28 protein-coding genes are annotated in these 22,737 nt (G+C 61.7%); 14 read left to right on the top strand and 14 right to left on the bottom strand.

Features of this window, described 5'->3' with window-relative positions; genetic code table 11:
* Positions 1-5 precede the first annotated feature (5 nt).
* Genes ABX75_RS10195 through tusD form a run of 4 tightly spaced genes read right to left on the bottom strand, consistent with a single transcriptional unit; the run spans position 6 to position 1,360 of the window.
* Positions 6-341 carry a TusE/DsrC/DsvC family sulfur relay protein gene (locus ABX75_RS10195; RefSeq protein WP_034114174.1) on the bottom strand — a complete coding sequence of 112 codons (336 nt, stop codon included), beginning with the start codon at positions 339-341 and terminating at the stop codon, positions 6-8.
* Positions 338-616 (bottom strand): sulfurtransferase complex subunit TusB, encoded by a 279-nt coding sequence (tusB, locus tag ABX75_RS10190; RefSeq protein WP_034114172.1) that lies wholly within the window; start codon positions 614-616, stop codon positions 338-340. The genes ABX75_RS10195 and tusB overlap by 4 nt, the downstream gene beginning before the upstream one ends.
* Complete coding sequence (gene tusC / locus ABX75_RS10185; protein ID WP_034114169.1) at positions 616-966, bottom strand: sulfurtransferase complex subunit TusC; 351 nt, start codon at positions 964-966, stop codon at positions 616-618. Before tusC ends, tusB begins: the two co-directional genes overlap by 1 nt.
* Before the next feature lies 1 nt (position 967).
* Positions 968-1,360, bottom strand: coding sequence for a sulfurtransferase complex subunit TusD (tusD, locus tag ABX75_RS10180; RefSeq protein ID WP_034098644.1), 393 nt, complete (start codon positions 1,358-1,360; stop codon positions 968-970).
* A gap of 157 nt (positions 1,361-1,517) precedes the next feature.
* Here tusD and ABX75_RS10175 point away from each other — a divergent pair, with 157 nt between their 5' ends.
* A complete protein-coding gene (locus tag ABX75_RS10175) occupies positions 1,518-2,693 on the top strand; it encodes a CaiB/BaiF CoA-transferase family protein (RefSeq protein ID WP_047881865.1) in 1,176 nt (391 codons plus the stop codon).
* A 400-nt stretch (positions 2,694-3,093) separates the two neighbouring features.
* On the opposite strand, the gene ABX75_RS10170 is transcribed toward ABX75_RS10175, so the two are convergent.
* Together ABX75_RS10170 and ABX75_RS10165 are read right to left on the bottom strand one after the other, a co-directional pair.
* On the bottom strand, positions 3,094-3,588 hold the full coding sequence (locus ABX75_RS10170; protein ID WP_034114164.1) for a SprT family zinc-dependent metalloprotease: 495 nt from the start codon (positions 3,586-3,588) through the stop codon (positions 3,094-3,096).
* Between the two features lie 129 nt (positions 3,589-3,717).
* Positions 3,718-4,320: a Yip1 family protein gene (locus tag ABX75_RS10165; RefSeq protein WP_034098638.1), complete on the bottom strand. Its 603-nt coding sequence runs from the start codon at positions 4,318-4,320 to the stop codon at positions 3,718-3,720.
* A 280-nt stretch (positions 4,321-4,600) separates the two neighbouring features.
* Here ABX75_RS10165 and ttcA point away from each other — a divergent pair, with 280 nt between their 5' ends.
* Entirely contained in the window at positions 4,601-5,425 is an 825-nt protein-coding gene (gene ttcA, locus ABX75_RS10160) for a tRNA 2-thiocytidine(32) synthetase TtcA (RefSeq protein WP_034098636.1), read from the top strand.
* Between the two features lie 67 nt (positions 5,426-5,492).
* Positions 5,493-6,164, top strand: coding sequence for a DNA-3-methyladenine glycosylase I (locus tag ABX75_RS10155; RefSeq protein ID WP_034098634.1), 672 nt, complete (start codon positions 5,493-5,495; stop codon positions 6,162-6,164).
* 49 nt (positions 6,165-6,213) lie between these two features.
* Here the strand turns inward: ABX75_RS10155 and ABX75_RS10150 are convergent, their stop codons facing one another.
* Genes ABX75_RS10150 through arsC form a run of 3 tightly spaced genes read right to left on the bottom strand, consistent with a single transcriptional unit; the run spans position 6,214 to position 7,566 of the window.
* Positions 6,214-6,618: a DUF2069 domain-containing protein gene (locus ABX75_RS10150; RefSeq protein WP_034098632.1), complete on the bottom strand. Its 405-nt coding sequence runs from the start codon at positions 6,616-6,618 to the stop codon at positions 6,214-6,216.
* Positions 6,602-7,216 carry an NAD(P)H:quinone oxidoreductase gene (gene wrbA, locus ABX75_RS10145; protein WP_034098630.1) on the bottom strand — a complete coding sequence of 205 codons (615 nt, stop codon included), beginning with the start codon at positions 7,214-7,216 and terminating at the stop codon, positions 6,602-6,604. The genes ABX75_RS10150 and wrbA overlap by 17 nt, the downstream gene beginning before the upstream one ends.
* Positions 7,213-7,566 (bottom strand): arsenate reductase (glutaredoxin), encoded by a 354-nt coding sequence (gene arsC / locus ABX75_RS10140; RefSeq protein ID WP_047881864.1) that lies wholly within the window; start codon positions 7,564-7,566, stop codon positions 7,213-7,215. Before arsC ends, wrbA begins: the two co-directional genes overlap by 4 nt.
* 115 nt (positions 7,567-7,681) lie before the next feature.
* Between arsC and ABX75_RS10135 the strand changes: the two genes are divergently transcribed.
* Positions 7,682-8,143: a TlpA disulfide reductase family protein gene (locus ABX75_RS10135; RefSeq protein ID WP_034098627.1), complete on the top strand. Its 462-nt coding sequence runs from the start codon at positions 7,682-7,684 to the stop codon at positions 8,141-8,143.
* A gap of 71 nt (positions 8,144-8,214) precedes the next feature.
* On the opposite strand, the gene ABX75_RS10130 is transcribed toward ABX75_RS10135, so the two are convergent.
* The 4 genes from ABX75_RS10130 to ABX75_RS10115 form a co-directional block, all read right to left on the bottom strand.
* Positions 8,215-8,619, bottom strand: a complete 405-nt coding sequence (locus tag ABX75_RS10130) for an META domain-containing protein (protein WP_034098625.1) — start codon at positions 8,617-8,619, stop codon at positions 8,215-8,217.
* Positions 8,616-9,056, bottom strand: coding sequence for a hypothetical protein (locus ABX75_RS10125; RefSeq protein ID WP_040268685.1), 441 nt, complete (start codon positions 9,054-9,056; stop codon positions 8,616-8,618). The genes ABX75_RS10130 and ABX75_RS10125 overlap by 4 nt, the downstream gene beginning before the upstream one ends.
* Before the next feature lie 71 nt (positions 9,057-9,127).
* Positions 9,128-10,117 carry a 2-hydroxyacid dehydrogenase gene (locus ABX75_RS10120; protein WP_034098621.1) on the bottom strand — a complete coding sequence of 330 codons (990 nt, stop codon included), beginning with the start codon at positions 10,115-10,117 and terminating at the stop codon, positions 9,128-9,130.
* A gap of 42 nt (positions 10,118-10,159) precedes the next feature.
* Entirely contained in the window at positions 10,160-12,913 is a 2,754-nt protein-coding gene (locus ABX75_RS10115; protein WP_034098619.1) for a response regulator, read from the bottom strand.
* A gap of 205 nt (positions 12,914-13,118) precedes the next feature.
* Between ABX75_RS10115 and ABX75_RS10110 the strand changes: the two genes are divergently transcribed.
* A complete protein-coding gene (locus tag ABX75_RS10110; protein ID WP_034114157.1) occupies positions 13,119-13,835 on the top strand; it encodes a response regulator transcription factor in 717 nt (238 codons plus the stop codon).
* Entirely contained in the window at positions 13,822-15,192 is a 1,371-nt protein-coding gene (locus ABX75_RS10105) for a sensor histidine kinase (protein WP_047881863.1), read from the top strand. The genes ABX75_RS10110 and ABX75_RS10105 overlap by 14 nt, the downstream gene beginning before the upstream one ends.
* A 3-nt stretch (positions 15,193-15,195) precedes the next feature.
* On the opposite strand, the gene ABX75_RS10100 is transcribed toward ABX75_RS10105, so the two are convergent.
* Positions 15,196-15,711, bottom strand: a complete 516-nt coding sequence (locus tag ABX75_RS10100) for a DUF2062 domain-containing protein (protein WP_034098616.1) — start codon at positions 15,709-15,711, stop codon at positions 15,196-15,198.
* A gap of 134 nt (positions 15,712-15,845) precedes the next feature.
* Here ABX75_RS10100 and ABX75_RS10095 point away from each other — a divergent pair, with 134 nt between their 5' ends.
* The 8 genes from ABX75_RS10095 to murB all read left to right on the top strand — a co-directional run bounded on the left by ABX75_RS10095 (position 15,846) and on the right by murB (position 22,691).
* Entirely contained in the window at positions 15,846-18,071 is a 2,226-nt protein-coding gene (locus ABX75_RS10095) for a DNA internalization-related competence protein ComEC/Rec2 (protein WP_080758751.1), read from the top strand.
* Positions 18,072-18,170: 99 nt separating this feature from the next.
* Positions 18,171-18,806 (top strand): MotA/TolQ/ExbB proton channel family protein, encoded by a 636-nt coding sequence (locus tag ABX75_RS10090; RefSeq protein ID WP_034098613.1) that lies wholly within the window; start codon positions 18,171-18,173, stop codon positions 18,804-18,806.
* A complete protein-coding gene (locus ABX75_RS10085) occupies positions 18,803-19,231 on the top strand; it encodes a biopolymer transporter ExbD (protein ID WP_034098611.1) in 429 nt (142 codons plus the stop codon). The genes ABX75_RS10090 and ABX75_RS10085 overlap by 4 nt, the downstream gene beginning before the upstream one ends.
* Positions 19,231-20,241 carry a tetraacyldisaccharide 4'-kinase gene (gene lpxK, locus ABX75_RS10080; RefSeq protein ID WP_034098609.1) on the top strand — a complete coding sequence of 337 codons (1,011 nt, stop codon included), beginning with the start codon at positions 19,231-19,233 and terminating at the stop codon, positions 20,239-20,241. The genes ABX75_RS10085 and lpxK overlap by 1 nt, the downstream gene beginning before the upstream one ends.
* A gap of 23 nt (positions 20,242-20,264) precedes the next feature.
* Positions 20,265-20,450, top strand: a complete 186-nt coding sequence (locus ABX75_RS10075) for a Trm112 family protein (RefSeq protein WP_011060103.1) — start codon at positions 20,265-20,267, stop codon at positions 20,448-20,450.
* Entirely contained in the window at positions 20,447-21,211 is a 765-nt protein-coding gene (kdsB, locus tag ABX75_RS10070) for a 3-deoxy-manno-octulosonate cytidylyltransferase (protein ID WP_034098606.1), read from the top strand. Before ABX75_RS10075 ends, kdsB begins: the two co-directional genes overlap by 4 nt.
* Entirely contained in the window at positions 21,211-21,675 is a 465-nt protein-coding gene (locus tag ABX75_RS10065; RefSeq protein ID WP_047881862.1) for a low molecular weight protein-tyrosine-phosphatase, read from the top strand. The genes kdsB and ABX75_RS10065 overlap by 1 nt, the downstream gene beginning before the upstream one ends.
* The gene (gene murB / locus ABX75_RS10060; RefSeq protein WP_034098603.1) at positions 21,672-22,691 is read left to right on the top strand and encodes a UDP-N-acetylmuramate dehydrogenase; all 1,020 of its coding nucleotides are present in this window, start codon (positions 21,672-21,674) and stop codon (positions 22,689-22,691) included. The genes ABX75_RS10065 and murB overlap by 4 nt, the downstream gene beginning before the upstream one ends.
* Positions 22,692-22,737: the final 46 nt, after the last annotated feature.

Below are 22,737 nucleotides of genomic sequence, written 5' to 3'. Positions count from 1 at the left end.
GTCGGTCATAAGCAATTCGTCGGCCTGGGCAGGCCCGCCAGCTTGGCGGCGAGTTTGGCGGGAGTGCCGTTGAACAGTTTGTTGAGGTGCAGGCTGTTGCCCTTTTCGGGGCCCAGCTTCAAGGCGGTGTATTTGATCAGCGGGCGCGTGGCCGGGGACAGTTGGAATTGGGCGTAGAACTCGCGCAGCAGGTTGAGGATCTGCCAGTGGTCCGGCGTCAGTTCCAAGGCCTCGGCGGCGGCCAGGGCGTTGGCGACTTCGACGGACCAGTCATTCAGGTCGACCAGGTAGCCGTCCTTGTCCAGTTCCAGGCTGCGCGAACCGACGGTGAGCGTATTCATAGCCAGGTATTGACCTTGTCGTAATCGATCGACAACTGCACGAACCCTGAATAATCCACGCTGCTGGCCCAGTCCGGCACTGGCAGGTTGCGCGCCTGGCTGTCTTCGGCCAGCACAAAGACTTTCACGCCTTGACTGTGCAGCGCCGGGTTGTGCAGGGCGTAGGCGCCGTCACCGCACAGCAGGATTGCGTCCTTGGCGCCGCATACCCGTAGGCAACTGGCCAGGCGACCATCGGTAAAGGGCGAGTGGGAAACCACATGGAGAGTCGACATCAGAGGGTTATCACCTGATCGTAACGGTCAATCAATTGGGAAATCGCAGCGCTGTCCACAGGCTGCGCGCTGGCGGGTGGGGTGAGCCCACGTTCCGTGAGGCTGTGGCTACAGGCGAACACGTCGTCGATGCCAAACAGCCCGAGGGCCTGCAAGTTGGCACTGAGGTCTTTTTGCTGAACGGCTTTGGCGTCCTGGCCGGGCGCCAGTTGAAATACGCCGTCGTCCATAAACAGCAAGCCGATCGGCAAATCGAAGGCTCCGCCGGCCAGTACGATGTCCAGCGCTTCCCGCGCGCTGGGCCCAGACCAGGGCGCCTGGCGGCTGATCACCAATAGGGATTTGGACATGTCACGGCCCTCCAAAGCAGATCAGGCGGTCGGCGGCCTGGGCGGCGTCGTGCAGTTGGCCAAGGCCCGAGAGGGCCCAGGGGGCCTCCAGGTTCACCGCGCTGCGTTGATAGCGCGTGGCCTCTTCGGCATTGAGCACGCCTCGGCGCAGGGCAGCGGCGATGCACACCACGCCATCAAGCTGATGCTGGCTGACAAACTCACGCCACTGGCGCGCGATGTCCTGCTCATCCTGGGGCGCGACGATGCTATTGGCCGCGCTGTAAACGCCGTCCTGATAGAAAAACAGCCGCACAATCTCATGCCCGCCGGCGAGCGCAGCCTGGGCAAACAGCAGGGCACGGCGCGAAGAAGGCGCATGGGCGGCGGAAAACAAGGCAATCGCAAACTTCATGGAACACTCGGCAAGCAAACGTGGGGCAATGATAAAGCCGACTGCGCGAAAAAGCCCGCCGTGATCAAAACGGTCAGTGTCGCTGACCGTTCTGACGATTGCCGATAGGCGCCAGGCTGCCTAGGCTGTGGGAACTCGCAACCCTACAGGAGTCCCTATGTCCGGTCCCTTGGCGTCCCTTAAAGTGCTGGATTTTTCCACCTTGCTGCCCGGCCCGTTTGCTTCATTGATGTTGGCGGACATGGGCGCCGAGGTGCTACGCATCGAGTCGCCCACGCGCCCGGACCTGTTGCGCGTGCTGCCGCCCCATGACCGGGGCACTTCGGCGAGCCACGCTTACCTCAATCGCAATAAACGCAGCCTGGCGCTGGACCTCAAGCAGGCCGAGGCGCTGGAGATCGTGCGCACGCTGGTGGCGGATTACGACATTGTGCTCGAACAGTTCCGCCCCGGCGTGATGGAGCGCCTGGGGCTGGGGTATGAGGCATTGAAGGCGATCAACCCGCGGTTGATCTACGTGTCGATCACCGGCTACGGCCAGACCGGCCCCTACAAGGACCGTGCCGGCCACGATATCAATTACCTGGCACTGGCTGGCGTGGCCAGTTACACCGGGCGTCAGGACAGCGGGCCGTTACCTCTGGGCGTGCAAGTTGCGGATGTGGGGGGCGGCTCTCTGCACGCGGTGGTCGGTTTGCTGGCGGCGGTGATCGCACGGCAGCAGAGTGGGGTGGGGCAATACCTGGATGTGAGCATGACGGACTGCTCGTTCAGCCTCAATGCCATGGCTGGCGCGGGGTATCTGGCGTGCGGTGTGGAGCCGGAATGGGAAAGCCAGGTGCTCAATGGCGGCAGTTTCTACGATTACTACCGCACGCGGGACGGGCGCTGGATGTCAGTGGGTAGCCTGGAGCCTGCTTTCATGCAGGCTCTGTGCGCAGCCTTGGGCCGGCAAGAGTTGGCGGCGCACAGCCTCAAGCCCGAGCAGCAACGTGTTCTTAAACAGGCGTTGCAGGTGGAATTCGAGAAGCGCAGTTTCGATGAGCTATGTGAATTGTTTGCCGGGTTGGATGCGTGTGTGGAGCCTGTGCTGACGCTCAGTGAAGCCGTGGCTCATCCGCAGCTAAAGGCGCGGGCGTTGGTCAGCCAAGTACCCAGAGGCGATGGCTCAAGCCAGGCGCAGATTGCCTGCCCGCTGAAGTTTTCAGAAGGGTTGCCGGCGCCTCGACACATTGGCGTAGCCGTGGGCGCACACAGCGATGAAGTGTTGGCGGAGCTGGGTTTCAGTGCTCAGCGGATAGCCGAATTGCGGCGCAGCAAGGTGCTCGGCTGACTGATCCGCCGCTATCGGTGCATGGGTATGCACCTATCTTCAGTGAAAACATCGACTATCAAAGGTGGTAGGGGGCTTGCCCCCGATGGCGGAGGGCCAGTGGCAGATAGGCTGACAGACCCACTGCTATCGGTGCATGGGTATTCATCTATCTTCAGTGAAAACATCGACTATCAAAGGTGGGAGGGGGCTTGCCCCCGAAGGCGGTGGGCCAGTGGCAGATAGGCTGACTGACCCACTGCCATCGGGGGCAAGCCCCCTCCCACCTTTTGAGCCGGTTCTTTCAGTTAATACTGGTGATACCTAAGGCTGGTTGGGCAAGCCCCTTGCCACATTTGAATCGGTTGATCGGCTCTAAATGGGCGCTTGCCTCGATAGCGCCCGATGACCACCGACCCCATCACTCCACGCGAGTTTCTCCGGTAAACACCAGTGTCTGCCGACACCGCCGGCATAAATACCTGCGCCCCTGACGCACTAGGCCGTGACGCTGTGAGGAAAATGGAAAATCGCTGTCGGCACACGGGCAGCGGTAGATGTAGCGCGTTACCTGGCGCCGTTTCACCGCGTAGGTATGGCAGCGGTCCGGCGGCAGTTCGTACACGCCGCGCATGATCAATTGCCATTCTTCGCCATGGGGCTGGATGCGCTCGCCGAATAGTTGGTGGGCGATCAGGTGGGCCACTTCATGGGCCACGGTCTGCTTGAGGAAGTGTTGGCTGTTTTCCTGGTAAAGCTGGGGGTTGAAGCGCAGCAGGTTCTCGTGCAAATGCGCGACGCCGGCCTTTTGACCGCGCAGCTTGAGGCTGACTTGGGGACGCTTGAAGTTTCGTTTGAAAAAGGACTCGGCTAGCTGGAAACACTCTTCGACGCGGGTATTGAGTTGCTCGGGCATGCTGTATCTATCTCCAGAGACGCCCAGTATGCCGTAAAACCAGGTGTTTCCGAATCTGTCAGGCGCCGAATGGTCGTGCCAGACGCACAAGGCCACCTTGCGGTGGCCCTGCCTGCGCGGTGGTGTGCGTCAGTTGGTGTAGATCGGCCCAACGCCCAGGCCCCAGACAATCACGGTAAACGCCATGATCGCCACCAGCACCACCAGCCCTACGGCCAGTATGGAGCTGGAAAACAGGAAGCCTTCATCCGGATCGATGCTCATAAAGGTCGGCACGCCGACATACAACAGGTACACCGTGTAGCAGATCGCCGCCGTCCCCACGACCATGCCCAACCACATGTGCGGGTACAAGGCCGCCAGCCCGCCGATAAACAACGGCGTCGCGGTATAAGTGGCGAAGGCCACACAGCGCGCCATGCTGGGGTTGGCGTCATAGGTGCGCGCCATCCAGTGGATAAAGGCGCCCATCACCGCCACGCCGGCGAGCATCGCCGCGTAGGACATGATGGTCATCCACAATGCGCTTTCCTGGGTCAGCATAACGGGGGCGCGGTTGCCGATGACCCAGCCGACCTGGGTGGTGCCGATAAAGGCCGATAGGGCGGGGATCGCCGCCAGGATCAGCGTGTGAGTGAGGTACATGTGGCCGATGCTTTCTTCTTTATCGCCACGGATTTCCCGCCATTCCTGGTCGGGATGGGTAAACAGCCCCACGACGTGATGGATCATGCCAGTCACTCCTGTCGTTATTACTATCGCCCCCCAACGGAGCGCCCACGGGCCAGTTGGCCTGAAAGGTCTGGATAGCTTGTGCGCGACCTTATGTCGCAGTATAGGAATGGATGACCGGAAAAACTGTAAGGCCTTTAGAGCATATTGCACTGTAAACATTGGGCTTAATCGCGGCAGGCTCTGTAGAAGGAGCAATATAAGCGCGCATTGGACTCGCTGGCGCATACCGGTAAAATGCTGCGCTTTTCGTCACACACCTCAAGCGGATCCAAGCGCCATGGGCACTCTTACGGTCAACCAGAACAAACTGCAAAAACGCCTGCGTCGCCTGGCCGGTGAAGCGGTCGCCGATTTCAACATGATCGAGGACGGCGACAAGGTGATGGTCTGCCTCTCCGGAGGCAAAGACAGCTACACCATGCTTGACGTGCTGCTGCACCTGCAAAAGGTCGCGCCGATCAAGTTCGAGATCGTTGCCGTCAACATGGACCAGAAACAACCGGGCTTCCCCGAGCATGTGCTGCCGGCCTACCTGAAAGAGTTGGGCATCGAGTATCACATCGTCGAAAAAGACACCTACTCGGTGGTCAAGGAACTGATTCCGGAAGGCAAAACCACCTGTTCGCTGTGCTCGCGCCTGCGCCGTGGCACGCTCTACACCTTCGCCGATGAGATCGGCGCGACCAAAATGGCCTTGGGGCATCACCGCGACGATATCGTCGAGACGTTTTTCCTCAATATGTTCTTCAATGGTTCGCTCAAGGCCATGCCGCCCAAGCTGCGCGCCGATGACGGGCGCAACGTGGTGATTCGTCCGTTGGCATACTGCAATGAGAAAGACATCCAGGCCTATTCCGACTTCAAGCAATTCCCGATCATCCCGTGCAACCTCTGCGGCTCCCAGGAAAACCTGCAACGCCAGGTGGTCAAGGAGATGCTGCAGGACTGGGAACGCAAGACCCCGGGACGTACCGAAAGCATTTTCCGCAGCCTGCAGAATGTGATCCCGTCGCAGTTGGCCGACCGTAACCTGTTCGACTTCACCAGCCTGAAGATCGACGAGACCGCTGCGTCGCGCTTCGTTAATGTGGTGAACCTCTGAGCCGTTTCAAGGCTCTGACACACGGCGCTTGCGGGCGCCGTTTTCAATTCCACTGCCAGGAGAGGGCATGCGCGATTACAAGTGGCTGCACGAATATTGTCTGAACCGCTTCGGCTCGGCGGCCAAACTGGAAGCCCATCTGCCGGCTCCCAAGACCCCGGCGCAATTACGCAAGATCAGTGATGATCGCTACCTGTCGACCCTGGCGCTGCGGGTGTTCCGGGCCGGGCTCAAGCACAGCGTGGTAGATGCGAAGTGGCCGGCCTTCGAGCAGGTGTTCTTTGGCTTCGATCCGGAAAAAGTCGTGTTGATGGGCGCCGAGCACCTGGAGCGCCTGATGCAGGACACCCGCATCATTCGTCATCTGGGCAAGCTCAAGAGCGTGCCGCGTAATGCGCAGATGATCCTGGATATCACTCAGGAAAAAGGCAGCTTCGGCGCGTTCATCGCCGATTGGCCGGTGACCGACATCGTTGGGCTGTGGAAATACTTGAGCAAGCACGGCCACCAGTTGGGCGGGCTATCGGCCCCGCGCTTTCTGCGCATGGTCGGCAAGGACACTTTTGTGCCCAGCGACGACGTAGTCGCGGCGTTGAATGCGCAGAAAATCGTCGACAAGGCCCCCACCAGCCTGCGCGATCTGGCGACGGTGCAGGGCGCGTTCAATCAATGGCATGCTGAGAGTGGTCGGCCGATGTGCCAGTTGTCGATGATGCTGGCGTACACCGTCAACCACTGACACATGCGGTGAGCGCAGCTCTCGTGGCGAGTCACCTCGCCACGGTGACTTACGCGGCCAGGCGCCGGTTCAACTGATGGCGCCAGCGCACGTATAGCAGCGCGGTACAGAACACCGCCAGGCTTGCCAGCATTTCCAGCACGCCGAACCACTGCCGGTTCGGGTCGTACGCCGCCAGCGCGCCTTTGATGAAATACAGGTTCACCGCAAAGCACATCCATGAATGCCCGCGCGCGCTGCCGAGCAGCATGCCCGGTGCCAGAATCAGCAACGGCACCAACTCGATCAGCAGGATCACCCAAGGGCGTGCGCCGTGCAGATCGGCAACGAACAGGTAATACCCGCACAACAACCCCACCAGCGCAAAAAACGCCAGCAGGCTCAATGCGCGTGCCACTTTGACCCGCGGCTCCAACCACGCTTGCGGGGGCAGTACTTTAGGCTTTTTGGCCACGGCCGTTCTCCAGCAACGTGGCGGTGTTGGCCAGGCGCAGGCCGAGGGCCTTGCACAGCGCCATTTCATGTGGGTCGAGCAGGCGTTTGCCGTCCGGCCCGGCATGGTGGCTGGCGCCGTACGGCGTGCCGCCGCCCTGGGTGTCGAGCAGGGCCTGTTCGCTGTAGGGCAGGCCGGTGATCAGCATGCCGTGATGCAGCAGCGGCAGCAGCATCGACATCAGTGTGGTTTCCTGGCCGCCATGCAGGCTGGCGGTGGAGGTGAACACCCCGGCGGGTTTGCCGACCAGGGCGCCGGTGAGCCACAGGTTGCTGGTGCCGTCGAGGAAGTACTTGAGCGGCGCGGCCATGTTGCCGAAACGCGTCGGGCTGCCGAGGGCCAGGCCCGAGCAGTTTTTCAAGTCATCGAGGCTGGCATACAACGCGCCTTCGTCAGGAATACTCGGCGCCACCGCTTCGCACTCGGTGGACACCGCCGGTACCGTGCGCAGGCGCGCTTCCATGCCGCCTAGTTCGATGCCCCGGGCAATATGCCGGGCCATTTCACTGACCGAGCCGTTACGGCTGTAATACAGCACCAGCACATAAGGCGCAGTCACGGCAGAATCTCCAATACGTTTTCCGGAGGACGGCCGATGATGGCCTTGTCGGCGGTTTCCAGGATCGGGCGTTCCATCAACTTGGGATGGGCGGCAATGGCGTCGATCAACTGGCTTTCACTGAGGTTGGGGTCAGAAAGGTTGAGGCTTTTGTATTCGTCTTCGCCGGTGCGCAGCAGTTGGCGCGCACTCAGGCCGAGTTTGCCCAGCAGGGCCTGGATTTGCGCGGCGTTGAGTGGGGTTTCCAGGTAGCGCACCACGGTCGGGGCGAGGCCGCGGGCTTCCAACAGTTCGAGAGCACCGCGGGATTTCGAGCAGCGCGGGTTGTGATAAAGCGTCAGATCGGTCATGTGCGGGTCGCATCTTGCAGGAGGTGGCGGGTATTCTACCTGCGCGGCGCCCGGTCCTTAAACCGTAAGAGGCATCCGGTCGCAGCCAACGTCTATTTTCACGAAGGATTACCCCATGACACGTCGACTGATCGGTGCATTGGCGATCATCACAACCCTGCTGCTCAGCGGCTGCGGGAATGACTATGGCATTGACCAATACGGCCAGAAAGTCGCGGCCGAGCGTTTGGACAAACAGTGGGTGGTGATCAACTACTGGGCGGAATGGTGTGGCCCGTGCCGCACGGAAATCCCTGAACTCAACGCGTTGGCCGAGCAGCTCAAAGGCCAGAATATCGGGGTGTTCGGGGTCAACTTCGACAATGTGCAGGGCGAAGAACTCAAGGCCGCCAGCGAGAAACTGGGGATCAAGTTCACAGTGCTGGCGCAGAACCCGGATGGCATCTTCGAGATCCCGCGCAGCGAAGCGCTGCCGGTGACTTACATCATCGATGACAAGGGTAAGGTGCGCGAGCAGTTGATGGGCGAGCAGACGGCCGAGGGGGTGCTGGCCAAGCTCAAGGCGTTGCGTGGTTAAAGCGACATATCAAAGCAACGGTGGGAGGGCTTTCCTCCCACCTTTAAATGTCCATCGGGTCAGAACCCGGATCAGCCTTCTTCGAGCCACAGGCGGATCGGCTTGCCTTCGGCCGGCCAGAAACGGGTCTGCTCGATGGGCGAGATGTCCCAGCGCTGCACGCCTTGCAGGGCCTGGAAGAAGCGGTGCTCCTGCTCCATCAAGGCTTCGGCGCAGAGTTTGCGGGTGCTGCCGATCTTGCCGAAGCTGAGTTTGTCGCCGTCCAGGGTGTAGGGCGCGAACCAGTGGTTGCAGCCACCATTGCCGTAGGCACGCCCGTCATTGCCGAGAGTGACGGTCAGGTGCGCGTAATCCATCAAGGGCCGCTCACCGATCCATTCCACCACGTAGCTGTGGTCCTGCTGGAGTTTGACCGCATCTCCCGCGCAGCCGGCCAAGCCGGCGCCGAGTGCGGCGAGCAACACCAGGCCTTTCATTGGGCGGCCTTCTGGCAGCTCGGGCAGCGGTGTTTGTCGCCTTCGCTGGCCCAGCCCAACTCGGCAATGCGCGCGTTGGCGGCCGGTTGCAGCGGCTCTTTGGTCAGCTTGGTTTCCACGGCAAACTCAAACTCCAGCACGGCGTCGCAGCTGTCGCAGTTGACCTTCCAGGTGTGAATCTCCAGTTCGCCGAATTTCGGCCCTTGGGCCATGGCGACCCATTGGCCTGCCGGGCGGATGGAGTAACGCGCATCGCCTTCGACGGTAAGGCGCATCGACAAAGTTTTACTGCCGCGCAGGGTGACGATCAGGACGTCGCCATGCTTGATCGAACCACCGTTGCCGGTGACTTGGTAACGGCCCGGCACCAGGGCGCGGCATTCGATCAGGGTGTGTTGCGGGCTCAGCAAGCTGAAGCGGAAATCGTGTTCGGCCATGGATCCTCCAAATAGGCGCGGCATCCTATCACGGGTGCCGGCCTATCATGAGCGCGGTATGTGACCGCTGATCAACCTGCCACCTGGTTTTGCACACGACCGTCGGCCCACGCGGCGATATTGTCCAGCGTAGTGGTGGCGATTGCCGCCAGGGCCTCGTGGGTCAGGAACGCCTGGTGGGCGGTGATGATCACGTTGGGGAAGGTCAGCAGGCGCGCGAGTACGTCGTCCTGCAGGGGCAGGTCGGAGCGGTCTTCGAAAAACAGCTGGGCCTCTTCCTCATACACGTCCAGCCCCAGGTAGCCGAGTTGGCCGTCCTTGAGGGCTTCGATCAATGCGGGCGTGTCCACCAGGCCGCCACGGCCGGTGTTGATCAGCATCGCACCAGGCTGCATCTGCGCCAGGGACGCGGCGTTGATCAAGTGCTTGCTGTCGGCGGTGAGCGGGCAGTGCAGGCTGATGATCCGGGCTTGGGCGAGCAACTCGGGCAGGCTCACGTAACGTGCGCCGAGCGCCTGCACATCGGGATTGGGGAAGGGGTCATAGGCCAGCAGCGTGCAGCCGAATCCGGCCATGATCTTGGCGAAGGTTGCGCCGATCTGCCCGGTGCCGACCACGCCGACGGTCTTGCCCACCAAGTCGAATCCGGTCAAGCCGTGCAGGCTGAAATCGCCATCGCGGGTGCGGTTATAGGCACGATGCAAACGCCGATTGAGCGCCAGGATCAGCGCCACGGCGTGCTCGGCCACGGCGTGGGGCGAGTAGGCGGGCACGCGCACGATGGTCAGGCCCAGGCGTTTGGCGCTGGCCAGGTCGACATGGTTATAACCGGCCGAACGCAGCGCAATCAGGCGCGTACCGCCCTTGGCCAGGCATTCCAGCACCGGTGCGCTTAGGTCGTCGTTGATAAACGGGCAGACCACTTCGTGGTGCTCGGCCAGCGCCACGGTATCGAGATTCAGCCGTGCCGGCTGGAACTGCAGTTCCAGGCCCGCAGGCAGCGGGGCGCCGAGGAAGCTGTCGCGGTCGTAGGTTTGGCTGCTGAACAGAATCACGCGCATGGCAAAGCTCCCTGCAAGTTCAAATCAATGGAAAGGGACGCATCAGGCACTGACTCGCGCTTCACTGGCCAGGCGGGCAATGGCCATGTCCAGTTCGTCCAGCGCGTGCAGGGCCTTGGCATCGTCCTGCTTGAGCAGGGTTTCGGCGCGCTGGCAGGCGGCGCGCAGTTGCGGAACGCCACAGTAGCGCGTAGCGCCGTGCAGGCGGTGGACGCGTTCGATCAGCGCATTGTTGTCATTGGCTTCGCGGGCGATGCTGATGGCGGTCCGGTCGGCTTCCAGGGAGGCCAGCAACATGGCGAGCATGTCGGCGGCCAGGTCGGTTTTACCGGCGGCCAGACGCAGGCCTTCCTCGTGGTCCAGCACCGGCAGTTGCACGCCAGGAGCCAGGCCGTCAGTGGCGCGTTCCGGTGCCTGATTGCGCAGGGCCAGGCCCGTCCATTTGAGTACTACTTGGGCCAGTTGCCGTTCGCTGATGGGTTTGGTGAGGTAATCGTCCATGCCACTTTGCAGCAAGGCGCGTTTTTCGTTGGCCATGGCATGGGCCGTGAGCGCCACCACTGGCAGCGGCGAGCCATGACGCTCGCTCTCCCACTGACGAATCGCTTCGGTGCTCTGGCGACCGTCCATGCCCGGCATTTGCACGTCCATCAGCACCAAGTCGTAAGTCTCCTGCTTGACCGCGTCGACGGCGGCGTAACCGCTTTCCACTGCGTGCACCTTGGCACCCATATCCTCCAGCAACGTTTGCACCAGCAACAGGTTCGCCGGGTTGTCATCCACGCACAGCACCCGTGGCGCGCGGCTGGCCAGGGGCTCGCCCGGCTCGCTGCGCGAAGGGCGCGGGTTGATCAGGTCGGACAATGCCCGGCGCAGTTTGCGGGTGCATGCCGGTTTGGCCTGCAATTGGCTATTGGGGTTGGGCACCGACTGGTTGAACAGCATCTGTTCGGTGGTCGGGCATAGCACCAGCACTTTGCAGCCCAGGTGTTCGAGGTCCCACAGGTGCTGGTTGAGGCGCTCGGGGGGTATGTCGTTGGCGGTCACGCCGAGCACGGCCAGGTCGATAGCCTGCTCGGTCTGATGGGCGCTGGTAATGCCGTTGGTCAGACTTTCCAGGGTGTTGAACGGCGTGACCTCCAGGCCGCAATCTTCCAATTGGTGTTGCAGGGCCTGGCGCGCCAGTTCGTGGTTTTCCAGCACCGCCACGCGGTGGCCCAGCAGGGGCGCGCAGGGCAGGTCTTCAACGTCATCGCGGGTTTTGGGCAGGTTCAGGCTGATCCAGAATTCCGAGCCTTCGCCCGGCGTGCTGTCGACGCCGATTTCGCCGCCCATCTGTTCGATCAAGCGTTTGGAGATCACCAGCCCCAGGCCCGTGCCGCCGGGTTGACGCGACAACGAGTTGTCGGCCTGGCTGAAGGCTTGGAACAGCGCACGCACGTCCTGGCTGGAGAGGCCGATACCGGTGTCCTGCACGCTGATGCGCAGTTGCACGGTATCTTCCTGCTCGTCCTCGATCATCGCCCGAGCCACGATGGTGCCCTCGCGGGTGAACTTGATCGCGTTGCTGATCAGGTTGGTGAGGATCTGTTTGAGCCGCAGCGGGTCGCCCACCAGCGCCAGCGGCGTATCGCGGTAGACCAGGCTGACCAGTTCCAACTGCTTGGCATGGGCGGCGGGGGCGAGGATGGTCAGGGTGTCCTGGAGCAAATCGCGCAGGTTGAATGGAATGCTGTCGAGCACCAGTTTGCCGGCTTCTATTTTCGAGAAATCGAGAATTTCATTGATGATGCCCAGCAGGTTGTCGGCGGATTTTTCGATGGTGCCCAGGTAGTCGAGTTGGCGCGGCGTCAGCTCGCTTTTTTGCAGCAGGTGGGTGAAGCCGAGGATGCCGTTGAGGGGCGTGCGAATTTCATGGCTCATATTGGCCAGAAACTCCGACTTGATGCGGCTCGCCTCCAGGGCTTCTTTGCGCGCCAGATCCAGCTCGATATTCTGGATCTCGATGGTTTCCAGGTTCTGACGCACGTCTTCGGTGGCCTGGTCGATGCTGTGCTGCAATTCTTCCTGGGCATTCTGCAAGGTTTCGGCCATGCGGTTGATGCCCGAGGCGAGTTGATCCAGCTCCTGGCTGCCCAGCGCGGGCAGGCGGGTTTCCAGGTTGCCGTCCTTGAGCTGGGCCACGGCTTGCTTGATCAATCCGATCGGCGAGGTGATCGTGCGGCTGATACGCAGCGCCAGCGCGGCGGTGAAGATCAGCCCGATGGCGATCAGCAGCAGGCTGGCGAACAGGCTTCGATAGCCGCGCAGCAGCATGCCGTTGTGGGACAGTTCCACCTCGACCCAGCCCAGCAGGCGGTCGCTTTCGTCGGGGATCAGTTCGCCCGCCAGGTTGCGATGGCGGCCGAACACTGGCAGCAGGTAACGGGTGGCGTCGTTGCCCGTGCGCTGCAACAGGTGTGAACTGTTGCCGACCGGCGCCTGATTGAGCATGGTCGGACCGGCGTGGGCGAGGGTGCTGCGGTCCGGCGCGAGGAACGATACAGTGCGTACGTCCTGCTGCTCCAGGGATTGGGTGGCGATGCGCTCCAGTAAATCGACGTTTTTATTGCCCAGGGCCGGCGCCACCAGCGGTGCCAATTGCTCGGCGATCATTTCGCCGCGCTGCAGCAACTGGGTTTGCAGCTCCGACAGCTGCATCCAGGTGAAATAACCGCCCAACAACAACGCCATCAGGCTGGTCGGCAATAAGGTCAGCAACAGTACGCGGCCTTTTATCCCCATTCTTCTAAGCACGCCACTCTCCTGCTACCACATTGGAATCAATCTTTCGCGCCGGCATCCGGCCTGCGCCACCTGCGCAGTGTAGCCATTTGCGCGGCGAGGAATCTCGCAAAATCATCACAGGAGTCAATCTTCCGGCCAGTGGCCGGCGAGTGGCGATTGCCTGTGGCGGGGTAATCTTGAATAATCGGCGATTGAGAATGACTTGCAGACGCTAATGAATCCCGCAGCCAGTATCCTGACCATCGAAGATGACCCCGTGCTCGGCGCCTACGTCCATGAGGAGCTGGCGCGCAGTGGCTTTCAGGTTACATGGTGCCAGAACGGCCAGCAGGGCCTGGACATGGCGCGTGAGCGTGCTTTCGACGTGGTGTTGATGGATATTCTGCTGCCGGGGCTGGACGGCCTGTCGATCCTGACGTATTTGCGCAAAAGCCATTCGACCCCGGTGATTCTGATGTCGGCCTTGGGCGCCGAAGCCGACCGCATCAGCGGTTTTCGCCTGGGCGCGGACGACTACCTGCCCAAGCCTTTCAGTATGCTTGAGCTGCGCGTGCGCATTGAAGCGATCCTGCGCCGCGTGGCCCTGGACCGTCGGCCCCTGCCTACTCTGCCAGTGCGGCGCGAGGACGTGCCGAGCTTGCGCTTTGACGATGAGTTGGGTGATGTTTTTTACCTGCAACACGCCGCCGGCCTGACCCGTAGCGAATTCCGCCTGCTGGAAACCCTGCATCGCCATGCTGAGGAGGTCTTGAGCAAAGCCTTTCTTTATCAGCATGTGCTGCAACGCGGTTATGCCCCCCATGACCGTAGCCTGGACATGCATATCAGCCAGATCCGCCGCAAGCTAAAAGCCATCGGCTACAGCGAGCGCGAAGTGCGCACCGTCTGGGGCAAGGGCTATGTGTTGAGCGGTCACGATGACAGCCTTTGAACGACCGCTGAAACGCCTGCCGGGCCGGCACTCATTGTTCTGGAAACTGGCCTGCCTGTTGATTGCGTTCTGTTTGCTGATGATCTGGCTGAGCTGGTCCTGGGGTCGCTATATGGAGCAGCAGAATGCCTATCTATCCGAGGAGGCGAAAACCACCCTGAGCGGGTACGCGGCGCAAGCGGAGCAGGCGTGGAACCTTGGCGGCCCTTCAGGCGTCGATGCCTGGCTGCAGACCATGGGCAAGCGTGAAACCACTTGGATCGGCGTGATTGGCAACGACCTGCAATCGTTGAGCAGCTACCCCTTGAGTAGTGCGCAAAACCAGCGCCTGACCTTTTTACGCGGCTTGGACTGGCCGGTGAGTCGGCATGTCAAGGGGCTGCCCTGGCTGAAGATCGCGTTTCCCGGCGACCCGGAGGCCGGGTCGTTGGTGATCGAACTGCCACAGCGCTTTATGCCCGGTCGCTATCAAGTGTTCTGGCGGGTGGTGACCAACGGTGTGATCCCCGGTCTGTTCACCCTATTGCTGTGCATAGGCCTGTACCGCTTGCTGATCATGCCCCTCAATCAATTACGTGAGCAGGCCAACGCCTGGCGGGCCGACCAGTTGAATACGCGTCTGTCCCAGGATGCGACCAGTCGCCAGGATGAGTTGGGCGAGCTGGGCCGTGCTTTTGATCATATGTCCGAACGCTTGCAGGGGACCGTGGTGTTGCAACAGCAGTTGCTGCGCGATATGTCCCATGAACTGCGTACGCCTCTCAGTCGCTTGCGGGTGGCCTGTGACAGCGAGCAGGACCTCGTGCAACTGCGTCAACGCCTGGGCCGGGAAATCGATGCCATGCAGCGACTGGTGGAAGACAGCCTGCAATTGGCCTGGTTGGACGCCGAACGGACGCCGTTGACCAAAGAAACCATTCAGCTTCAGGCGTTGTGGGACATATTGCGTGAGAACGCATGCTTTGAAAGCGCTTGGCCAGCATCGCGCCTGCCGTGTTTGCTGGGCCCCGAGTGCTGGGTGCGGGGCAACCTGAATGGCTTGGCCCAGGCCCTGGAAAATATCCTGCGTAATGCCATACGCCACTCTCCAGGGGACGGGGTGGTGTGCCTGGACGGGCGGCGCGAGGGTGAGTACTGGCACCTATGGCTGGAAGATCAGGGCGGGGGGATCGATGAGCGGGACCTGGAACGCATTTTTGCGCCGTTCACGCGCCTGGACGGCTCTCGCCCCGGCGATGGTGGCTTCGGCCTGGGGCTGAGCATCGCGCGCAATGCGCTGCAACGTCAGGATGGCAGCCTATGGGCGGAAAACACCGGTGCGGGCCTGCGGGTACATCTGCGCCTGCTGGCGCTTTAGGTTTTACCCGCGCCGCTGTTTGCGTTTCTTCCATTGGTGGGCCACCCACCACCGCCAGTAACCCATGGTCAGGCAATAGGCCAATGCGCCCAGTACCAGGCCCAATACCACCGAACCCAGCAAAAACGGTTGCCACAAGGTGCTCAACTGGCCGCTGATCCATTCCCAGGTGAGGTCGTCGGGGAGGCTGCGCGCAGGGACGTTCATCAGCCAGGCGCCGGTCAGGTACGTGCAAATGAACACCACCGGCATAGTGATCGGGTTGGTCAGCCATACCAGGCTTATGGCGATCGGCATGTTGCCGCGCACCGTGATCGCGAGGATCGCCGCCAGCAGCATCTGCAACGGAATCGGAATGAACGCCGCAAACAGACCCACCGCCATCGCTCGAGCCACCGAGTGCCGATTCAGGTGCCAGAGGTTCGGGTCATGCAACAACGTACCGAGAAACTGTAATGACTTGTGTTCCCTGATACTGGTGGGGTCGGGCATGTACCGTTTGAATAAGCGCCGAGGCATAAGGGGTCCAGGTCGATTCGAGGGGCAAGTATGCCCGCATTCTATAAACAGGAAATTCAGACTTTGTGACAAAACATCATAGGCCGCGCCGAATGCACGGCTAAGACTGAATGGATCTCTCAAAAGGATGATCCATGAAGACAGGGATGTTCGCGCTTGCATCAGGGCTGCTTGCTCTGGTTTTTCTACCGGCACTGCCCGCAACGGGCTGGCTGATCGCCATGCTGCTGCTGGCGTTGATGGCGTTGCCATTTCGCACGTACCCGCTGGCGTTTTTTCTGATGGGGTTGAGTTGGGCGTGTTTCAGCGCGCAGTGGGCCTTGAATGATCGGCTGTCGCTGAAGCTGGATGGGCAGACGCGTTGGGTCGAGGGCTGGGTGGCCGGGTTACCGCAACAGACCGATGATGGCGTGCGCTTCGACCTGATCGACGGGCGGTCGCGTAAAGCCCGATTACCCCAGCGCATCCGCGTGTCCTGGCGCGGAGGTCCGCCCGTGCGCAGCGGTGAACGCTGGCGCCTGGCAATCAGCCTCAAACGACCGTCCGGATTACTGAATTTTCACGGCTTTGACCGCGAAGCCTGGCTGCTGGCCCAGCGCATCGGTGCAACCGGCTCGGTAAAGGACGGTGAGCGCCTGGTCCCAGCGCGCAATGCGTGGCGCGATGGCCTGCGTCAACGGTTGCTGGCCGTGGATGCCCAAGGCCGCGAGGCGAGCCTGGCCGCCCTGGTGCTGGGGGATGGCTCCGGTCTGTCCGCTACGGATTGGCAGATTCTGCAGGACACCGGCACCGTGCATCTGCTGGTGATTTCCGGGCAGCACATCGGCCTGTTGGCGGGGTTGATCTACTGGCTGATTGCCGGGTTGGCTCGTTACGGAGTTTGGCCGCGAGGTTGGCCATGGCTACCCTGGGCGTGCGGCCTGGCCTTTGCCGCTGCGCTCAGTTACGGCTTGCTGGCCGGGTTCGGTGTGCCGGTGCAGCGCGCGTGCGTGATGGTGGGGTTGGTCCTGCTCTGGCGTTTGCGCTTTCGCCATCTGGGCGTGTGGTGGCCGTTGCTGCTGGCCTTCAATGGGGTGCTGATCCTGGAACCCCTGGCCAGTCTGCAGGCGGGTTTCTGGCTATCATTTGCGGCAGTGGCGGTGCTGATCCTGGCGTTCAGCGGCCGCTTAGGACCGTGGAGCCCTTGGCAGGTGTGGACCCGTCCGCAATGCGTGATCGCCATCGGGCTGTTTCCGGTGTTGTTGGTGCTGGGGTTGCCCATCAGTATGAGTGCGCCGCTGGCCAATCTGGTGGCGGTGCCGTGGATCAGCCTGGTGGTGCTGCCACTGGCGCTGCTGGGCACTGCGCTGTTGGCGGTGCCCTTCGTGGGGGAGGGTTTGTTGTGGCTGGCGGGTGGCGCGCTGCAGGGGTTATTCGTCGGCTTGGGTTGGCTCGCCGAATACGCGCCCGCTTGGGTACCGGCGCAGGTGCCCTGGGCGGCCTGGCTGATCAGCCTGCTCGGCGCGGTGTTGCTGTTATTGCCCAAAGGCGTGCCGCTGCGCCTGCTGGGTTGGCCGATGCTGTTGCTGGCCGTGTTCCCTCCTCGAGAACCGGTGCCCTATGGGCAGGTCGAGGTGCTGCAGTTGGACGTCGGTCAAGGGCAATCGCTGATTCTGCGCACACGCAATCACACCCTGGTTTACGATGCTGGCCCACGTTCGGGAGCGCTCGACCTCGGCGCGCGCGTGGTGCTGCCGTCGTTGAAAAAACTCGGCGTGGGCAGCTTGGACCTGCTATTGCTCAGCCATGCCGATGCCGATCACGCGGGGGGCGCGGCCGCATTGGCCCGAGGCATGCCGATCAGGCGCGTGGTAGGCGGCGAAACCGAGGGCTTGCCGGCGTTTTTGGGCACCCAGCCTTGTGTCAGTGGCGAGCAGTGGCAATGGGACGGGGTCATGTTTGAAATGTGGCAGTGGCCTGATGCTATTGGCGGTAACGCGAAATCCTGCGTCTTGCAGGTGCAAGCCAACGGTGAGCGTCTGCTGCTGACCGGCGATATCGATCGCGACGCTGAACGGGCGCTGCTCAACTCGCCGCTGGCGGTGCCCACCGACTGGCTGCAAGCGCCGCATCATGGCAGTCGAAGTTCGTCCTCCAGGCCTTTCTTGCAACGGCTGGCACCCCGGTCTGTGCTTATTTCACGCGGGCGCGGCAACGCCTTCGGTCATCCCCATCCGCAGGTCATGGAGCGCTATCGGGCACTGGGCAGTCGGGTCTATGACAGCGCCGAACAAGGCGCTGTACGCGTGCAATTAGGGGCGTTTGCCGAACCGGTCGTTGCCCGTGGTCAACGGCGTTTCTGGCGCGAACGGTTACCCTGACGGTGTAAGCGCGAAGGTCGTCGGCGGTGCCACGCTCGACGAACCCCGCTGCGGAACCTATATGGTAAAGTGGCGCACTTTTTTGAGGGGACATTCACTGTGTGGGAATTGGTCAAATCCGGCGGCTGGATGATGTTGCCGATCATCTTGAGTTCCATCGCCGCGCTCGGCATCGTTGCCGAACGTCTGTGGACCCTGCGTGCCAGTCGTGTCACCCCTGAGCATCTGCTGGGGCAGGTCTGGTCCTGGATCAAGAACAAACAACTGGACAAGGAAAAGCTCAAGGCCCTGCGCGCCGATTCGCCGCTGGGTGAGATTCTGGCCGCGGGCCTGGCCAACTCCAAGCACGGTCGTGAGATCATGAAGGAGTGCATCGAAGAGGCCGCCGCGCGGGTGATCCACGAACTGGAGCGCTATATCAACGCCCTCGGCACCATCGCCGCCATGGCGCCGCTGCTCGGTTTGCTGGGTACGGTGCTGGGCATGATCGATATTTTCAGTTCGTTCATGGGCACCGGCATGAGCGCTAACGCGGCCGTGCTGGCCGGCGGTATTTCCAAGGCGCTGATTACCACGGCGGCGGGCTTGATGGTGGGGATTCCATCGGTGTTCTTCCACCGGTTCCTGCAACGGCGCGTCGATGAGCTGGTGGTAGGCATGGAGCAGGAAGCCATCAAGCTGGTCGAGGTGGTGCAGGGGGATCGCGACGTGGATCTGGTTGGGGACAAAGCGTGAAATTTCGCCGCAAGCAACGGGAAAATGTCGATATCAACCTCGCGTCACTGATCGACGTGGTCTTTATCCTGCTGCTGTTTTTTGTCGTCACCACCACCTTCACCCGGCAAACCGAGCTGCGTGTCGACTTGCCGGAAGCGGTGAGCGGTTCGCCGGCCGAAGATCAGGAGGTCAAGCAACTGGATATCGCCATCAGCGCCGAGGGCGTGTTTTCGGTGAATAACCAGGTGCTGGAGAAAAACGATCTCAACAGTCTGATGGACGCTTTGCAGAAGGAGTCCGGTGGCGATACCAAGATGCCGCTATCCATCAGCGCCGATGGCAAGACCCAGCACCAGGCCGTCATCACCGCAATGGACGCCGCCGGCAAACTTGGCTTCAGCCATTTGCGCATGAGCACCGTCGAGGCGGCGAGCCAACCCTGATGGCCATGTCCGATCGATTGCTTAAAGGCTGGTACGAAGGTCATCCGGCGCTGCTGCTGTTGCGGCCGCTGGAGGCGATGTATCGCCGCGTGGTTGAGCGCAAGCGCGCGCGATTCCTGGCGGGAGAGGGCCAGATTTACCGAGCGCCGGTGCCGGTGGTGGTGGTCGGCAATATCACCGTGGGTGGCACCGGCAAGACGCCATTGATCCTGTGGCTGATCGAGCACTGCCGACGTAGCGGCCTGCGCGTGGGCGTGGTCAGCCGAGGCTATGGCGCCAAGCCGCCGCACTTGCCGTGGCGGGTCGAGCCCGGCCATAGCGCCGAGACGGCGGGGGACGAACCCTTGCTGATCGTGCAGCGCTGCGGTGTGCCCTTGATGATCGATCCGGACCGAAGTCGTGCGGTCGAGGCATTACTGGCCAGCGAACCGCTGGACCTGATCCTCTCCGACGACGGCTTGCAGCACTACCGTCTGGCCCGTGACCTGGAGCTGGTGCTGATCGATGCCGCCCGTGGCTTGGGCAACCGCCGTTGCCTGCCTGCCGGGCCTTTGCGCGAACCGGTGGAGCGACTGCAGAGTGTCGATGCGTTGCTGTACAACGGCGCCCCCCGTGACCGCGACGACGGGTTTGCCTTCAGTCTGCAACCCACCGCTCTGGTTAATCTACAGACCGGTGAGCGCCGGCCGGTGGATCATTTTGCCAAGGGCCAAGCGGTGCATGCGGTCGCCGGCATCGGTAACCCGCAACGTTTCTTCAATACCCTTGAAACGCTACACTGGCGGCCGATACCCCATGCTTTTGCCGACCATGCACCTTACAGCGCCGAGGTCTTGAATTTTACCCCGTCATTGCCGCTGGTCATGACCGAGAAAGACGCGGTGAAGTGCCGCGCCTTTGCCCAGCCCGACTGGTGGTACCTTGCGGTGGATGCGCTGCCGTCGCCGGCGTTCGTCGCCTGGTTCGATGCGCAACTCTTACGCCTGTTGCCCACCCGTCACTTGCCTTAAACGCTGCCTACCAGGACATATTCATGGACACCAAACTGCTCGATATCCTCGCTTGCCCGATCTGCAAAGGCCCGCTCAAGCTCAGTGCCGACAAAACCGAGCTGATCAGCAAAGGCGCCGGTCTGGCGTATCCGATTCGTGATGGCATCCCGGTGATGCTGGAGAGCGAAGCCCGCACCCTGACCACCGAAGAGCGTCTGGATAAATGACCACCGCCTTTACCGTTGTCATCCCCTCGCGTTATGCATCGACCCGACTGCCCGGCAAACCGCTGCAGTTGATCGGCAGCAAGCCGATGATCCAGCTGGTATGGGAACAGGCTTGTAAAAGCAGCGCCGAGCGGGTGGTGGTCGCCACCGACGACCCGCGCATCATCGACGTTTGCAAAGGCTTTGGCGCCGAAGCAGTGCTGACGCGTGAAGATCACAATTCCGGTACGGATCGTCTGGCCGAAGTGGCCACGCAACTGGGTCTGGCGCCAGACGCTATCGTGGTCAATGTGCAAGGCGACGAGCCGCTGATCCCGCCCAGTGTGATCGATCAGGTCGCCGCCAACCTGGCTGCCCATGGTGAAGCGCGCATGGCGACCCTGGCCGAGCCGATTGAAGATATCGAAACTCTGTTCAACCCTAACGTGGTCAAGGTGGTCAGCGATATCAATGGCCTTGCCCTGACTTTCAGCCGTTCCACCTTGCCGTGGGCGCGCGATGCGTTTGCCAAGCGCCCAGACGCGTTGCCCGAAGGTGTGCCCTATCGCCGCCATATCGGTATCTATGCCTACCGCGCCGGCTTCCTGCATGACTTTGTCAGTTGGGGACCGTGCTGGTTGGAAAATACCGAATCCCTAGAGCAACTGCGGGCTTTGTGGCATGGCGTGCGCATTCATGTGGGCGACGCCTTGGAAGCACCGCCGGCCGGCGTCGATACCCAGGAAGACCTTGAGCGCGTCCGGCGTTTGCTGGGGGCTTGATGGAAGTTTTGTTCGTGTGCCTGGGCAATATCTGCCGTTCGCCGACTGCCGAGGGGGTTCTGCGCCATAAATTGCGTGAGGCGGGCCTGGCGGGTCAAATCGAGGTCGCATCGGCCGGTACCGGCGAATGGCATGTCGGCAACGCGCCCGACCAGCGCAGCCAGCGGGCGGCGCTGGTGCGCGGTTATGACTTGTCGGCCCAGCGCGCCCAGCAGGTCTCGCGCGCCGATTTTGCTCGCTACGACCTGATCCTGGCCATGGACCATAGCAACTTGCGCAATCTCAAGGCGCTCCAACCCACTCAGGGCAAGGCGGAACTCGACCTGTTTTTGCGCCGTTACGAAGGGGAAGCGGACGAAGTGCCAGACCCGTATTATGAGGGCGAACAAGGCTTCGAACGGGTCTTGGACCTGATCGAGCGGGCCTGTGATTTATTGGTGATTGAATTGAAGGGGCGGTTATGACTCTGCATGTGCGCCCGCAAACATCGCTCAAGCCATTCAACAGCTTTGGCATCGATGTGCGTGCTCAACTGTTTGCCGAGGCTCACAGCGATGACGATGTGCGCGAAGCGCTGGCCTATGCTGCGACGCGGTCGTTGCCACTGTTGGTGATTGGCGGCGGTAGCAACTTGCTGCTGACCCAGGATATTCCAGCGCTGGTGCTGCGCATGGCTACCCAAGGCATCCGGATATTGCAGGATGACGGCATGCAGGTAGTGGTCGAAGCCGAGGCAGGGGAGGCTTGGCATCCCTTTGTGCTGTGGACCCTCGCGCAGGGCTTATGTGGGTTGGAAAACCTCAGCCTGATCCCAGGCACCGTCGGCGCGGCCCCCATGCAGAACATCGGCGCCTATGGCGTAGAGATCAAGGACGTGTTTGCAGGCTTGACCGCTCTGGATCGCCACACTGGGGAATTGCGCGACTTCAGCCTGGAAGACTGCGGCTTCGCCTATCGCGACAGTGTGTTTAAGCATGAGACCGGTCGTTGGCTGATCCTGCGTGTGCGCTTTGCCCTCAGTCGTGCCAATCACCTCAAGCTTGATTACGGCCCGGTACAGCAACGATTGGCCGGGCAGGGCATCACCGAGGCCACGCCGAGTGATGTGAGCCGGGCAATTTGCAGTATCCGCCAGGAAAAACTGCCGGACCCGGCCGTGCTGGGCAACGCCGGCAGCTTCTTCAAAAATCCGCTGGTGTCCAAGGCGTTGGCCGAAGAGCTCAAGGCGCTGTATCCGGATCTGGTGGCCTATCCCCAGGCCGACGGGCAGATGAAACTCGCCGCCGGCTGGCTGATCGACAAGGCCGGCTGGAAGGGCTTCCGGGAGGGCGACGCAGGCGTGCACGCGCTGCAAGCGTTGGTTCTGGTCAATTATGGCGGCGCCTCAGGACACGACATCGCCCATCTGGCCCAGCGCATCCAGCGTGATATTGCCGAGCGCTTCAAGGTTGAGCTGGAAATGGAACCCAACCAGTATTGATCCCGCGAAAATAAAAATGCCCCGCATCTTTCGATGCGGGGCATTT

Source organism: Pseudomonas sp. ARP3 (assembly GCF_001029595.1).
Classification (GTDB): Bacteria; Pseudomonadota; Gammaproteobacteria; order Pseudomonadales; family Pseudomonadaceae; genus Aquipseudomonas; species Aquipseudomonas rhodesiae.
This window is presented reverse-complemented; position numbering and strand designations above follow the sequence as displayed.